The 13,873-nt window shown below is 70.0% G+C and carries 12 protein-coding genes and 1 riboswitch; of the genes, 6 read left to right on the forward strand and 6 right to left on the reverse strand.

Going from position 1 to position 13,873, the window contains the following annotated elements; genetic code table 11:
• Positions 1-77 precede the first annotated feature (77 nt).
• The 3 genes from BJY17_RS07905 to BJY17_RS07915 all read right to left on the reverse strand — a co-directional run bounded on the left by BJY17_RS07905 (position 78) and on the right by BJY17_RS07915 (position 3,635).
• Positions 78-962 (reverse strand): bifunctional methylenetetrahydrofolate dehydrogenase/methenyltetrahydrofolate cyclohydrolase, encoded by an 885-nt coding sequence (locus tag BJY17_RS07905; protein WP_179550877.1) that lies wholly within the window; start codon positions 960-962, stop codon positions 78-80.
• 9 nt (positions 963-971) lie between these two features.
• Complete coding sequence (gene glyA, locus BJY17_RS07910; protein ID WP_275581110.1) at positions 972-2,246, reverse strand: serine hydroxymethyltransferase; 1,275 nt, start codon at positions 2,244-2,246, stop codon at positions 972-974.
• 68 nt (positions 2,247-2,314) lie between these two features.
• A riboswitch (ZMP/ZTP riboswitch) is annotated at positions 2,315-2,395 on the reverse strand.
• Between the two features lie 46 nt (positions 2,396-2,441).
• Positions 2,442-3,635 carry a hypothetical protein gene (locus tag BJY17_RS07915; protein ID WP_179550879.1) on the reverse strand — a complete coding sequence of 398 codons (1,194 nt, stop codon included), beginning with the start codon at positions 3,633-3,635 and terminating at the stop codon, positions 2,442-2,444.
• 82 nt (positions 3,636-3,717) lie between these two features.
• Here BJY17_RS07915 and BJY17_RS07920 point away from each other — a divergent pair, with 82 nt between their 5' ends.
• Entirely contained in the window at positions 3,718-5,364 is a 1,647-nt protein-coding gene (locus BJY17_RS07920) for a beta-N-acetylhexosaminidase (RefSeq protein WP_179550880.1), read from the forward strand.
• 210 nt (positions 5,365-5,574) lie between these two features.
• Positions 5,575-6,447: an endonuclease domain-containing protein gene (locus BJY17_RS07925; protein WP_179550881.1), complete on the forward strand. Its 873-nt coding sequence runs from the start codon at positions 5,575-5,577 to the stop codon at positions 6,445-6,447.
• A 76-nt stretch (positions 6,448-6,523) separates the two neighbouring features.
• Here BJY17_RS07925 and BJY17_RS18915 read toward each other — a convergent pair whose 3' ends face one another.
• The 3 genes from BJY17_RS18915 to BJY17_RS07940 form a co-directional block, all read right to left on the reverse strand.
• The gene (locus BJY17_RS18915) at positions 6,524-7,432 is read right to left on the reverse strand and encodes a carbohydrate ABC transporter permease (protein ID WP_322789779.1); all 909 of its coding nucleotides are present in this window, start codon (positions 7,430-7,432) and stop codon (positions 6,524-6,526) included.
• 2 nt (positions 7,433-7,434) lie between these two features.
• A complete protein-coding gene (locus BJY17_RS07935; protein WP_179550882.1) occupies positions 7,435-8,421 on the reverse strand; it encodes a carbohydrate ABC transporter permease in 987 nt (328 codons plus the stop codon).
• 61 nt (positions 8,422-8,482) lie between these two features.
• Complete coding sequence (locus BJY17_RS07940) at positions 8,483-9,727, reverse strand: extracellular solute-binding protein (protein WP_179550883.1); 1,245 nt, start codon at positions 9,725-9,727, stop codon at positions 8,483-8,485.
• A gap of 415 nt (positions 9,728-10,142) precedes the next feature.
• On the opposite strand from BJY17_RS07940, the gene BJY17_RS07945 reads away from it, so the two are divergent.
• From BJY17_RS07945 to BJY17_RS07960, 4 genes are read left to right on the forward strand one after another with little or no spacing between them, the layout of a single operon-like run.
• Complete coding sequence (locus tag BJY17_RS07945) at positions 10,143-11,012, forward strand: SIS domain-containing protein (protein WP_179552775.1); 870 nt, start codon at positions 10,143-10,145, stop codon at positions 11,010-11,012.
• Positions 11,012-11,986 carry an ROK family protein gene (locus BJY17_RS07950; RefSeq protein WP_179552776.1) on the forward strand — a complete coding sequence of 325 codons (975 nt, stop codon included), beginning with the start codon at positions 11,012-11,014 and terminating at the stop codon, positions 11,984-11,986. The genes BJY17_RS07945 and BJY17_RS07950 overlap by 1 nt, the downstream gene beginning before the upstream one ends.
• Positions 11,983-12,975 carry a 1-phosphofructokinase family hexose kinase gene (locus BJY17_RS07955; RefSeq protein ID WP_179550884.1) on the forward strand — a complete coding sequence of 331 codons (993 nt, stop codon included), beginning with the start codon at positions 11,983-11,985 and terminating at the stop codon, positions 12,973-12,975. The genes BJY17_RS07950 and BJY17_RS07955 overlap by 4 nt, the downstream gene beginning before the upstream one ends.
• The gene (locus BJY17_RS07960) at positions 12,972-13,820 is read left to right on the forward strand and encodes a class II fructose-bisphosphate aldolase (protein WP_179550885.1); all 849 of its coding nucleotides are present in this window, start codon (positions 12,972-12,974) and stop codon (positions 13,818-13,820) included. The genes BJY17_RS07955 and BJY17_RS07960 overlap by 4 nt, the downstream gene beginning before the upstream one ends.
• Positions 13,821-13,873: the final 53 nt, after the last annotated feature.

Below are 13,873 nucleotides of genomic sequence, written 5' to 3' on the forward strand. Positions count from 1 at the left end.
CGAATCGCAAGAGGCGCCGCCCAGTACGAGCCCGGACGGCGCCTCACCCTGCCCACATGGCAGGAACTCCGCACAAATCAGCGGTGCAGTCGCTGCTCTGCCGCCTTGACGACGTTCGCGAGCAGCATCGCGCGGGTCATCGGGCCGACGCCGCCCGGGTTCGGCGACAGGTGGCCGGCCACCTCGGCGACGGCCGGGTCGACGTCGCCCGTGAGCTTGCCCTTGCCCGTGTCTTCATCCTGCACGCGCGTGATGCCGACGTCGAGCACGGCGGCGCCGGGCTTGATCCAGTCGGCCTGCACGAGGTGCGGCACGCCGACGGCGGCCACGACGATGTCGGCGCGGCGCACCTCTGCAGCGAGGTCTTCGGTGCGCGAGTGCGTGAGCGTGACGGTGGCGTCGAGCCCCTTGCGGGTGAACAGCAGCCCGAGCGGGCGGCCGACCGTGAGTCCCCGGCCGATCACCGTGACATGACGCCCCCGGATCGGCACGTCGTAGCGACGCAGCATCTCGACGATGCCGGCAGGTGTGCACGGCAGCGGCGACTGCAGCTCGCCCTCGATGCCGAGCACGAGCCGGCCGAGGTTCGTCGGGTGCAGCCCGTCGGCGTCCTTCTCGGGGTCGATGAGTTCGAGCATCGCGTTCTCGTCGTGACCGGCGGGCAGCGGGAGCTGCACGATGTAGCCGGTGACCCCGGGTGCCGTGTTGAGGTCGCGGATCGCGGCGCGCACGTCGGCGGTGGTGGCCGAGGCGGGCAGGTCGATGCGGATCGACTCGATGCCCACCTCGGCGCAGTCGCGGTGCTTGCCCGCGACGTACGACCGCGAGCCCGGGTCGTCGCCCACGAGCAGCGTGCCGAGGCCCGGCACGACGCCGTGCGCCTTCAGCAGCTGGATGCGCGAGGCGAGTTCGGTCTTGACGGCCGCCGCGGTGGCGACGCCGTCGAGGGTGATCGCGGTCATGGGGATTCCCTACTGCGCGAGGCCCGGGTACAGCGGGAACGCCGCCGTGAGGGCTTCGACGCGCGAACGGAGCGACGCGACATCCGCCTCGCCCTGCAGCGCGAGCGCGATGATGTCGGCGACCTCGGTGAACTCGGCGTCGCCGAAGCCGCGGGTCGCGAGCGCGGGCGTGCCGATGCGCAGGCCCGAGGTGACCATGGGCGGGCGCGGGTCGAACGGCACCGAGTTGCGGTTCACGGTGATGAGCGCCGCGTGCAGGAGGTCTTCGGCCTGCTGGCCGTCGATCTTCGAGTTGCGGAGGTCGGCGAGCACGAGGTGCACATCGGTGCCGCCCGTGAGCACGTCGACGCCCGCAGCGCGCGAGTCGTCGGCCGTGAGACGGGCCGCGAGGATCTGCGCGCCGCGGATGGTGCGCTCCTGACGGTTCTTGAACTCCTCGGATGCCGCGATCTTGAACGCCGTGGCCTTCGCCGCGATCACGTGCATGAGCGGGCCGCCCTGCTGGCCCGGGAACACGTTGGAGTTGAGCTTCTTCGCGAGCTCCATGTCGCGCGAGACGATGAAGCCCGAGCGGGGGCCGCCGATCGTCTTGTGCACCGTCGACGAGACGACGTCGGCGTAGGGCACGGGGCTCGGGTGCAGACCGGCGGCCACGAGGCCGGCGAAGTGCGCCATGTCGACCCAGAGCTTCGCACCGACCTCGTCGGCGATCGCGCGGAACGCGGCGAAGTCGAGGTGACGGGGGTAGGCCGACCAGCCGGCGATGATGACCTGCGGCTTGTGCTCGAGGGCCTTGTCGCGCACGACGTTCATGTCGACGAGGAAGGTCTCGGGGTCGACGCCGTACGAGACGGCGTTGTAGAGCTTGCCCGAGAAGTTCAGCTTCATTCCGTGCGTGAGGTGGCCGCCATGGGCGAGCTCGAGGCCGAGGATGGTGTCGCCCGGGGTCGCGATCGCGGAGAGCACGGCCGCGTTCGCGGTCGCACCCGAGTGCGGCTGCACGTTGGCGTACTCGGCGCCGAAGAGCGACTTCGCCCGCTCGATCGCGAGCGACTCGGCGACGTCGACGTACTCGCAGCCGCCGTAGTAGCGGCGGCCGGGATAACCCTCGGCGTACTTGTTGGTGAGGACGCTGCCCTGCGACTGCAGGACGGAGACGGGAACGAAGTTCTCGCTCGCGATCATCTCGAGGTAGTCGCGCTGGCGACCGAGTTCGAGCTCGAGAACTTCGGCGATCTCGGGGTCGACTTCGGAAAGCGGCGCATTGAAAACGGACTCGGCCAAGACTGGCTCCTTCATGACAAACGGACCTACGTGGGGTGCTGCCTCGCGCGCGCCAGCGCCGAGGTATGCGTACCGGCCCAGGCGTGCGGTCGGTCCGTGCCAGTCGCTCCCCGATGGTATCCATCTCAACGCCAGTCGCGACCCTCGAAGCTTAGCAACGGTTGCGCCTCGGTGCCGACGGGTCGGCGAACGGGATCAGCGTCCGGTCAGCCGGGTCACGAAGATCCACCAGAGGACCACGCCGATGACCCCGGCGATGCTCGCCCAGCGGATGCCGCCGCGCAGGCGCTTGCCGCCCGGTGCGATCGTCGGATCGCCCGGGCGTGGCGGCACCGCATGACCGAGGAATGCAGCGGATGCCCCGGGCGAGAGGGATGTCTCGGGCGAGACGGATGCCTCGGGCGAGCCCGGCAGCTCGGGCGCGCCGCCCGCCGCTCGCTCGTCGGCATACCGCTGCGTTCGCGAGAGCACCTTCGCCCCGACCAGGTCGGCGGCGTGGAACGCCCGGCGCCACGCGCCGGCGTCGGCGGAGTCGATGGGGTCGGGGGCGTAGAGGAAGAGCCAGCGGTCGACGAGCTCGACGTCCCACCCCGCGGCCTCGTCGATCAGGAGCGCCATGAGGTCGGGGGTGAAGACGTAGAGGGCGTCCCGCTCGTACTCGCTCGGTGCGTACAGGGTGAAGTGCCGGTCGAAGTCGCCCTCGAGGTGCAGCACCTGACTCCGTGCGAATGCCGCGGGCAGGCTGCTGAACACGCGGTCGTTCGCCTTGGCGTCGAGCAGCATGTGCGGCACCGGGCGGTCGAGCGCGACGGCGATGTATCCCCACGACGAGACGCGCTCGTCGTCGCCGCTGCCGGTCGTGTACCGATACGAGCCGAGTTCGGCGAACCGGCCGCTCGTCGATCGCAGCCGGTCGTAGCTCGTGCGGTTCCTCCCGAGACCGAACACGGTGCCCGGGTAGGGCGGATCCGGCGAGGTCACGGCGAAGTCGAAGCCGTTCGCCGCGGCGAACCGGTCGAGTCGGTACCAGCGCTGCCAGTCGCTGCCCCGCCGCACCCGTCGCACGATCGCGACGATGACGAGCACGAGCGCGGCGAGCACGAACAGCGGGAAGAGGAGCAGCACGACCGGCACGTCGCTGAAGGCATTCCCGAACGAGGAGAGGAACAGGCTGACGAACACGGTGCCGATGATCGCGAACACGAAGAACACGACGACCACGACCACCACGCCGAACACCGTGGTGATCGTCTGGACGCCCGTCTGCGCGTGCTGCGAGCCGGACGCCTTCATCGCCTGCCGGAACGAACGCACCGCGGCGGGGTCGACCGGCGCCTCGAGCGCGGAGAAGTCCAAGCGGTCGTGCGGCACGGGGAGGGCGCTCGTCATTCGCACGAGCGTACTGCCGTCGGGCGCCGATTCATGCGACGATACGAGTTAGGACTCCTTACTTCCCAACGAACGAGGACGCATGCGACGACGCATCCGAACCACCTTCAGCACCGTCGGCCTGATCACCGCCAGCCTGGTCGGCGCCGTGGTCGCGCTCGGCGGCTGCACCGCCACGCAAGAGAACGGAGACGCCGTGACCGGCATCATCCCGGCCCCCGTCGAGTTCGAGCTCACGCACGGCGCGCCGTTCACCATCACCGATGAGACCCGCTTCGTCGCGAGCGGCGACGCCGCCGCGGTGGCGGAGACGTTCGCGGCGCAGGCGCGCCTCGCCACCGGGTTCGACCTGCCGGTGGTCGATGGCGGGACCGCGGCATCCGACATCGCGCTCGTGATCGATGCGGAGGCCGGAACCGGTGAGGAGGCGTACACGCTCGAGAGCGGCGCCGACGGCGTCCGCATCGCGGCGCCCTCCCCCGCGGGGCTCTTCCGGGGCACGCAGACCCTGCGCCAGCTGCTGCCCGCCGAGATCGAGCGAGCGGATGCCTCGACGGCGCCCGATGGCGGCTGGACCGTGCCCGCGGCATCCGTCGCCGATGCCCCCCGCTTCGCCTACCGCGGCTCGATGCTCGACGTCGCCCGCCACTTCTTCCCGGTGCAGGACGTGCTCGACCACATCGACCGCATCGCCATGCTGAAGCTCAACGTGCTGCACCTGCACCTCACCGACGACCAGGGCTGGCGACTGCAGATCGATTCGTGGCCCCAACTCACCGGCATCGGCGCATCGACCTCGACCGGAGGCGACGGCGGCGGCTTCTATTCGAAGGCCGACTACGCACGCATCGTGGAGTACGCCGCCGAGCGGTTCGTGACCGTCGTGCCCGAGATCGACCTGCCCGGCCACACCAACGCGGCCCTCAGCGCCTATCCCGAGCTGAACTGCGACGGGGTCGCGCCGCAGCCGTACGAGGGCATCGAGGTCGGCTTCTCGTCGCTGTGCGCGTCACCCGAGCGCGCCGAGGCGACCGACCGGTTCCTCGCCGACGTGCTGGGCGAGGTCGCCGAGATGACGCCCGGCCCGTGGCTGCACGTCGGCGGCGACGAGTCGCTCGCGACGTCGGAGGCCGACTACCTCGACCTGGTGCGGCGCATCGCCGCGGCCGGGGCCGCGACCGGCAAGACCGTGATCGGCTGGCACGAGATGGGCGCGTCGCGCGAACTGCCGGCCGGCACGGTCGGTCAGTACTGGGACTTCGTCGCCCCCCGCGACGATGCTGCCGAGCACACGACCTCGTTCGTCGAGCAGGGCGGCAGCGTCATCCTCTCCCCCGCAGATGTCGCCTACCTCGACATGAAGTACCCCGACGACCCCGACGGCCCGCTCGGCGGCAAGCTCGGGCAGCTGTGGGCCGACGGCCCGACGACGCTCGAGGAGGCCTACGGGTGGGAGCCGACGGCCATCGTGCCCGGCCTCGCCGAGACCGACATCCTCGGCGTCGAGGCGCCCGTGTGGACCGAGACCCTCGGCACCGCGGACGAGCTGGAGTTCATGGTGTTCCCGCGCATCACGGCGATCGCCGAGATCGCGTGGTCGCCGGCGCCCGACGGGGGCGCTGCGCGCGATGCATCCGACTTCGGTGCGCGGCTCGCCTCGCTCGGCACGCACCTCGACGCACTCGGCATCGACTACCGCAAGGTCGACGGGGTGGCCTGGGTCGAGTAGCTCACCCGCTCGCCGCCCTGCCCTGCTGCGTCGATCGCCGGCTGCCAGGAGATCGTGCGCGAGTCAGGACGGTTCCCGCGATCGCGTCCTGCGCAGCTGACGGTCGCCTGAACACGGCGACCTCTCCTGCACCGCCTGTCCCACCAGGACCTCGTCCACATAGGTCATCGAGTCCGAGCCGCATGCGGCTCGATGGGCGAGGCTCGAGGAATGGACCTCGCTGAATGGGTCGCCGGGAGCAACGACATCCGTCATGTCGACGACGCACTCCGCGACGGATTCACTCGCTACGCGATCCGCACGGCTGTCGCCTCCGGAGAGGTCCGGCGGGTGAGACGGTGGCTCGTTCGGGCGACGGCGCCGCCGCGCCTGATCCGTGCTGCACAGGTGGGCGGAAGAGTCGCGTGCGTGTCTGCGGCTCAGCATCATGGGCTTTGGACGATCGACGACGGACGACTTCACCTTGCCGTCTCGCCCAACGCCTCACGGTTCGATGCCGGAGCCGCGATCGTTCATTGGAACGCCGGGCCGGTCGCCCCGCACCGGTACGAACTCGTCGAGCCGGTCGTCAACGCCCTCGTGCACCTCGCCGATTGCCGACCGTTCGATCAGGCGCTCGCGACCTGGGAGTCCGCCCTTCGCAGCGGCCGTGTCGCATCCGACCACCTCGACCGACTCCCGCTGCGCAGCGCCGCAGCTCGTCGGGTCAGGTCCGGCGCGTCGATGCTCTCGGACTCCGGCATCGAGACGATCCCGGTCGCGCGTCTCCGTCGCCTCGGCATCCGTGTACGACAGCAAGTGATGATCGACGGCCACCCGGTGGACGGGCTCATCGGCGATCGACTCGTGTATCAGGTCGACGGGTACGAGTTCCACAGCTCGGCCGAACAACGACGGCGCGACATCGCACAAGACCGTCGGCTGACCCTCATGGGGTACACAGTGGTCCGCATCGACTACAGACAGGTGCTGTTCGAGTGGCAGGAGGTCGAGTCGGAGTTCCGGCATGCGATCGCGATGGGACTCGATCGCGATTCAGGGGTTCGAACCCGACTCAGGCGGCAGCCGAGCCGTTCGTCCTGAGCGATGGACGAACTCCTGAAAATGAAGCGGATGCCGCGGGGCAGGCGGCACCCGCGACATCCGCTGGTTCTGGTGGTTACTTGACGCTGCCGGCGGTGAGGCCCCCGACGAGGCGCTTCTCGATGATCATGAACAGGATGACCACCGGCACGATCGCGACGATCGAGACGCCGAACACGTACTGCCACGAGGTCTCGTACTGGCCGACGAACTTCGTGAGGGCCACGGAGAGCGGCTGGTTGCCCGCCGTTGAGAGGATCACGAGCGAGGCCGCGAACTCGTTCCAGCAGGCCACGAAGGTGAAGACGATCGCCGTCACGATGCCGGGCCAGACGAGCGGCAGGCTGATCGTGAAGAGCACCCTGAGCCGGCCGGCGCCGTCGATCTGCGCCGCCTCGTCGACCTCCTTCGGGATGCCGGCGAAGAACGAGTGCATGATCCACACGGCGAACGAGAGGTTGAACGCGGCGTTGATGAAGATCATCGCCGCCCACGTGTCGATCATGTCGAACGCGAGGAACTGGCGGAACAGGCCCGAGGTCAGCACGGCCGGCTGCAGCATCTGCGTGACGATCACGAGGAAGAGGAACACCATGCGGAACGGGAACTTGAACCGGGCCGTGTAGTACGCCGCGGGCATCGCGACGAGCAGCACGATCAGCGTCGCGAAGACCGAGATCACGATGGTCGAGATGAGGTTCTGCGGCAGCGGCGTCTCGGGCGTCGACCACATGTTGATGTAGTTCTCCCAGTGCCACTCCTCTGGGAAGTAGGTGGGGTCGACCGAGCGGATCTGCGCCTTCGTCTTCACCGAGCCGAAGAACATGATGACGTACGGGAGGACGAAGATCGCGAGCACGATGAAGCCGGCGAGCATGCGCACGAGCACCTTGCCGAGCGGCACCTGGTCTTCGGTGTAGCGGCGCTTGCGAGCGGATGCCGCGGGCGGGGCGATCGTCTCGAACGCGGGTGCGGTGACGGCCACGATCAGACCTCCTTCATGGGCTTGACCACGCGCACGTAGATGGCGACGATCACGATGACGATGACGAACGCGACGACCGAGAGGGCGCTCGCGACATCGACCTTGTGCTGGTTCTGGATGTACTTGAAGATCATCGTCATGATCGTGTCGGCGTCGTAGCCGGGGATCGACCCGGTCATCACCTTCAGGATCGGCAGCGAGTTGAAGACGTTGATGATGTTGATGAGCACCGCGACGGCGAGGGCGCTGCGCAGTTGCGGCAGCACGACGCCCCAGTAGGTGCGGATGGGCCCGGCGCCGTCCATCTTGGCGGCCTCGAGCACCTCGCCCGGCACGGTCTGGAGTCCGGCGAGGATCGTGTACGTCGTGAACGGCAGCGACACGAAGATCGCGACGACGATCGACCACGCGAACGCGGTCGCAGGGTTCCGGGTCCAGCCGTAGCCCTCGGGCGTGTCGACGAGACCGATGTCGACGAGGAACTTGTTGATGATGCCGAAGTACGGCTCGAGGCCGTAGTAGACGACCATCGTCGTCATGACCACGGATGCCGCCCACGGGATGATCACCGCGAGGCGCACGATGCGACGCCCCGGGAAGGCCTTGTTGAGGATCTGCGCGAGGCCGAGCGAGATGATGACCGTCGCAGCGACGACCACGACGACCCAGACGATCGTTCGGCCGAAGATCGGCCAGAAGTAGGGGAAGTTGAAGACCTCGATGTAGTTGTCGAGGCCGACCGATCCCTTGTCGACGCCGCTCTGGGAGATATCACGGGTCGAGTTGTAGAACATGACGACGGCCGGGAACAGCACGACGCCGAAGATGAGGATGAGGGCGGGGCCGATCCACGGCAGCGCGTGGAGCAGGTCGCGGCCCCGAGGGCGTGGGGCGGCGGGGTCGCCCTTGGCGGGGGTTCCGCGCCCGGGGCGGGGGCGGCCATCGGCCGCCCCCGCCTGGATCGGTGACGCATCGGATGTGGTGCTCATGGTTCGGTGGTCACCGATCCCTCCGGGTGTTGCGAACGGACTGCTGGTCGTGCAGGCGGGATCAGCCCGCGTCGGCCTGCGCCTGGATCTCGGTCAGCACGTCCTGTGCGGGCTTCGTCTGGAGCTGTCCGAACAGCGCCTTGAACGCGGCATCCGTCGCCGACCACTTGGGGTTGGTGCTCGGGTAGAACTGCGCGTCGGGCAGCACCTCGAGGAACGGCGCGAGCGCCGGCTCGGAGGAGAGCTCGGTGGCGCCCGACTTGGTGACGGGCAGGAAGCCCTCGGTCTGCACCCACGGCACGTAGACGTCGGCCGTGTAGTAGTAGTCGAGGAACTTGGTGATCGCCTCCTGCTTGTCGCCGTCGTTCTGGAAGGCCATGAGCTGGTCCATGACGCCGACCGTCATGGGGCTGCCGTCCTGCGTGGGGATCGGGACGATCGAGTAGTCGAGCTCGGGGTTGTTCTCCTCGATCTGGCCGACGGTCGGCGGGAGGCCGACCTGCATGCCGATCTTGCCCTGGATGAAGATGTCCATGAGCGGTGAACGGTCGGTCGAGCCCGGGTCGGCCTGGGTGGCGCCCGCGTCGATCATCTTCTTGATCTGGTCGGCGCCGGGCAGGTTCGCCGGGTCGTCGACCGTGATCTCGGTCGCGTCGCCGAACGTGCCGCCGCCGCCCCAGAGCCACACGGCCGCCTCGGCCTGCGCCTCTTCGGAACCGAGGGGCATGCCATAGCCGGCGATGCCGCCGCCGAGGCCGGAGACCTTCGTCGCCGCGTCGAGCAGCTCGTCCCAGTTGGTGGGCGGTGCCGCGACGCCGGCCTGCTCGAGCAGGGCGTTGTTGACGAACAGCGCGCGAGCCGACGCGATCAGCGGCAGCGCGTACGCCGTGCCGTCGACCTCGGCGTTCGCGATGAACGACTCCTGGAAGTCGCTGAACGTCTCGGGCGAGACGACGTCTTCGGCCGGGTAGAGCAGCTCGTCGGCTGCGAAGCCGGCGAAGGGGCCGCCGTTGTAGATGTCGGGTGCCTCACCACCCTGGATCTTCGTGGCGATGACGGTCTCGAGGTTGTCCCACGACTGCACTTCGAGCTTGACGTCGATGTCGGTGTTCTCGGCTTCGAAGCCCTCGATGACGTCTTCCCACAGACCCTGGGTGTTGTCGGAGTAGCTCGGCACGAGCAGGTCGAGCGTGGTCTTGCCACCGGCTTCCTCGCCTGAACCGCCGCCGAAGCCGCAGGATGCGAGCGTGAGCGACGCCGTGGCGGCGAGCGCGACGGCCGTGCCGAGGCGCAGAGACTTCTTCATGGATGCTTCCTCACTGTGGTGGATGGTGCACCAGCGCCCGGATGGAGCCTCGCGCGACGGTGCGTGTGTTCGGGGACTCGCACATGACGACAGTGCCAGAGTGCTGTTTCCTGAACGTTTCGACGAGCAAACGATCATGTTCGTTCATTCGACGCACGAAATCTATGACGGATGCGGATCAGCCGTCAAGACGTGCAACTGATTCGTTATGAGATTTTGTTCAGATCCCTCACAAATTCGGCGGTCGCGTCGAAACCGTCGAAACGATCGTTTGGCTGATCGTTGGACATCGATTGCAGTCATCTGCAATCATGAGAAGTCATGTCGGCGCCGATCTCCTGCGCCGGCCGCCGAACACCCGTCTGGAGCCGTCTTGACCGAGCATTCGACCACCGAACACACCCCTGCCGAGCACATGTCGGCCGAGCTCGACTCGCAGCCCGAGACCTGGGCGAAGGCCGAGTCGCTCCGCGCCGAGCAGGCGCTGCTCCCGGCACGCGGTGCGCGCATCGCCGTGGTCGGCTGCGGCACGTCCTGGTTCATCGCGCAGTCGTACGCGTGGCTCCGCGAAGCAGGCGGCCACGGCGAGACCGACGCCTTCGCGGCATCCGAGGCCTTCGTCGATCGCGGCTACGACGCCGTCGTCGCCCTCACCCGCTCGGGCACGACCACCGAGGTGCTGCAGCTCGTCGAGGGCCTGCGCGGGCGCGTGCGCACCATCGGCGTCATCGGCGATGCATCCTCGCCGCTCGTCGGCCTCGTCGACGACGCCGTGCTGCTGCCGTTCGCCGACGAGCAGTCGGTCGTGCAGACCCGGTTCGCGACGACCGCGCTCGCCCTCTTCCGCGCGTCGCTCGGCGAAGACCTGAGCGGTGCGATCGCCGACGCCGAGCGAGCGGTCGCCGAGGAGCTCGCACCTGAACTGACCGATGCCGAGCAGTACACCTTCCTCGGCCGAGGCTGGTCGGTCGGGCTCGCGCACGAGGCGGCGCTCAAGATGCGCGAGGCCTCGCAGTCGTGGACCGAGTCGTACCCGTCGATGGAGTACCGCCACGGGCCGATCGCGATCGCCGCGCCGGGCCGGGTCACGTGGCAGTTCGGCGAGACGCCCGAGGGCCTCGCCGGCGATGTCGCCGCGACCGGCGCGCACTTCGAGGCCGGAACGCTCGACCCCATGGCCGAACTCGTGCGCGCCCAGCGGGTGGCACTCGCCCGTGCCCGCGCGAAGGGCCTCGACCCCGACGCACCGCGCAACCTCACCCGCTCCGTCATCCTCGACGCGTGATGATCGAGCACCCCGCCCCCGATGCGACCCGGCTCGGCCCGGGTCATGCGGTGCTCGCCTTCGACGTCGGCGGCACCGACACGAAGTCGGCCCTCGTCGACGCGTCGGGACGGGTGCTCGGCCTCCGCCGCACACCGACGCCCCTCGACTCCGCCGATCCCGCCGGAACGATCGTGGCGTCGCTCGCAGTGCTCGCCCGCGAGCACCTGGCCGCGGTGCCCGGCATCGTGCCGGTGGCCGCGGGCGTGAGCGTGCCCGGGCTCGTCGACGAGCAGACCGGAGTCGGCATGTTCGCCTCCAACCTCGGCTGGCGCGACGCCCCGATCCGCTCGCTCGCCGAGACCGCGCTCGGCCTGCCGGTCGCCTTCGGGCACGACGTTCGCGCGGCCGGCGATGCCGAGCACCGGCTCGGTGCGGCTCGCGGCTACGGCGATGTCGTCGTGCTCGCGATCGGCACGGGCATCGCGAGCGCCCTCGTGCTCGGCGGGCGCCCCTACGCAGGCGGCGGCTTCGCGGGCGAGATCGGCCATTCGCTCGCCGACCCGCTCGGCGAGCGATGCCCCTGCGGTGCGATCGGATGCCTCGAGACGATCGCGTCGGCCGGCGCCATCGCCCGACGCTACTCCGCCGCGTCGGGCACGCCCGTCGGCGGCGCGCGAGAGGTGCTCGATGCCGCCACGGCGGGCGACCCGCTCGCCCGCCGGGTGTGGGACGACGCCGTCGAGGCGCTCGCGGAGGCGATCGCGAGGCTCGTCGCGATCCTCGCGCCCGAGGCCGTCGTGATCGGCGGCGGTCTCGCACAGGCCGGCCCCGCGCTCTTCGGCCCGCTCGGCGCGCGACTCGACGCCCTCCTCAGCTTCCACCGCCGGCCCGCGCTCGTGCACGCAGAACTCGGCGACGACGCGGGCCTCCTCGGCACGGCGCTCGCGGCCCGCGACCTCGCGGCCGTGCGGCGAGACGGCGGTGCCGCATGATCCTCACCGTGACGCCGAATCCGGCGCTCGACCTGACCTGGCACGTCGATCGCCTGCAGCCGGGCGAGACGCACCGGGTCGATGCCGGCGCCGCGCGAGCGGGCGGCAAGGGGCTGAACGTCGCCCGCGTGCTGCACGCCGAGGGGCATGACGTGCTCGCGCTCACGACCACCGGGGGCGCGGTCGGCGCCGAGTTCGCCGCGGAGCTCGTGTCGAGCGGCATCCCGCATCGGCTGATCCCCGTGGCCGGACCGACGCGGCGCAGCGTCGCCATCGTCGACGAAGCCGACGGCGAGACGAGCGTGCTGAACGAGCGCGGCGCCGCACTCGCGCCCGACGAGGTCGCCGCACTCGCTGCGACCGCGCTCGAGCTCGGCCGCCTCGCCGACGCCGTCGCGATCTGCGGGAGCCTGCCCACCGGCTTCGGCTCCGAGGAACTCGCCGAGCTGGTCGCCTCGCTCGTCGCTGCGGGCGTGCCCGTGATCGTCGACACGAGCGGGCCCGGCCTGCTGGCGGCCGCCCGCGCCGGAGCCTCGGCGTTGAAGCCCAACTCCGAAGAGCTCCGAACCGAGACCGGACTCGACGACCCCGCTGCCGGCGCCCGTGCACTGCTCGACCTCGGCGCCCGCCTCGTCGTCGCCTCCCTCGGCTCCGAGGGCCTCATGATCGTGTCGGCGGATGCTCCGGGCGCCGTCCATGCCCGCCTGCCCCGCACGCTGCACGGCAATGCGACCGGCGCGGGCGATGCCGCGGTCGCCGCGATCGCTGCGGCACTCGCCGAAACGCCCGATCTGGCCGCCGACACGGCGGCCGCAGTCCACGCCCGCGCACGACTCGCCCGCCGCGCGACCGCGTGGTCGGCCTCCGCAGTGCTCATGCCGCTCGCGGGCGACCTCTCGCCCGAACACGTCGCCCTCGAACTCGAGGTCGACGTGACCACGACCAGCACCGGCACCGCCGGCCCCTCCGACCCGGAAGCGACAGCATGACCCTGACCCCCACTCGCGCCATCCTGACCGACGCCGTCGTGGCGGGCCGCGCCGTCGGCGCGTTCAACGTGCTGCACCTCGAGACGGCCGAGGCGCTCGTGCGCGCGGCCGAGTCGACCGGGCTTCCCGTGATCCTGCAGATCTCCGAGAACGCGATCCGCTATCACGGCGGCTTCGAGCCCATCGCCCGCGCCACCCTCGCCGTGGCCGAGGCCTCGAGCGCCGCCGTCGCCGTGCACCTCGACCACGCTGAAGACGCCGAGCTCGCGCTCCTCGCGATCGATTACGGCTTCGGGTCGGTCATGTACGACGGGGCCAAGCTCGACTTCGCCGACAACGTCGAGACGACGCGCAGGGTCGTCGCGCATGCCGCGACGACCGGCGTGCTGGTCGAAGCCGAACTCGGCGAGATCGGCGGCAAGGACGGCGCGCACGCACCCGGTGTGCGCACGGATCCCGCCGAGGCGGCGCAGTTCGTCGCCGAGACCGGCGTCGACGCCCTCGCCGTCGCCGTCGGCTCCTCGCACGCGATGACCGAACGGGTCGCGGCGCTCGACCTCGAGCTCATCGCCCGTCTTCGGTCGGCGGTGCCGGTCCCCCTCGTGCTCCACGGATCCTCGGGCGTGCCCGACGAGACGATCGTCGCCGGCATCCGCGCCGGGCTCGTCAAGATCAACGTCTCGACCCACTTGAACGCGCAGTTCACGGGCGCGATCCGCAGATTCCTCGACGAGCATCCGACGGTCGTAGACTCGCGCAAGTACCTCGCCGCCGGGCGCGACGCCATCGAAGCAGAGGCGGCACGCCTCCTCCGCCTCTTCGCCGGGAAGGACCCCAACGGATGAATCGCCCGGAACGTCCGACGCGACCGAGCGCCGCGCTCGACCTCATCGAAGTG

It is taken from the genome of Agromyces hippuratus, from assembly GCF_013410355.1.
Lineage (GTDB): Bacteria > Actinomycetota > Actinomycetes > Actinomycetales > Microbacteriaceae > Agromyces > Agromyces hippuratus.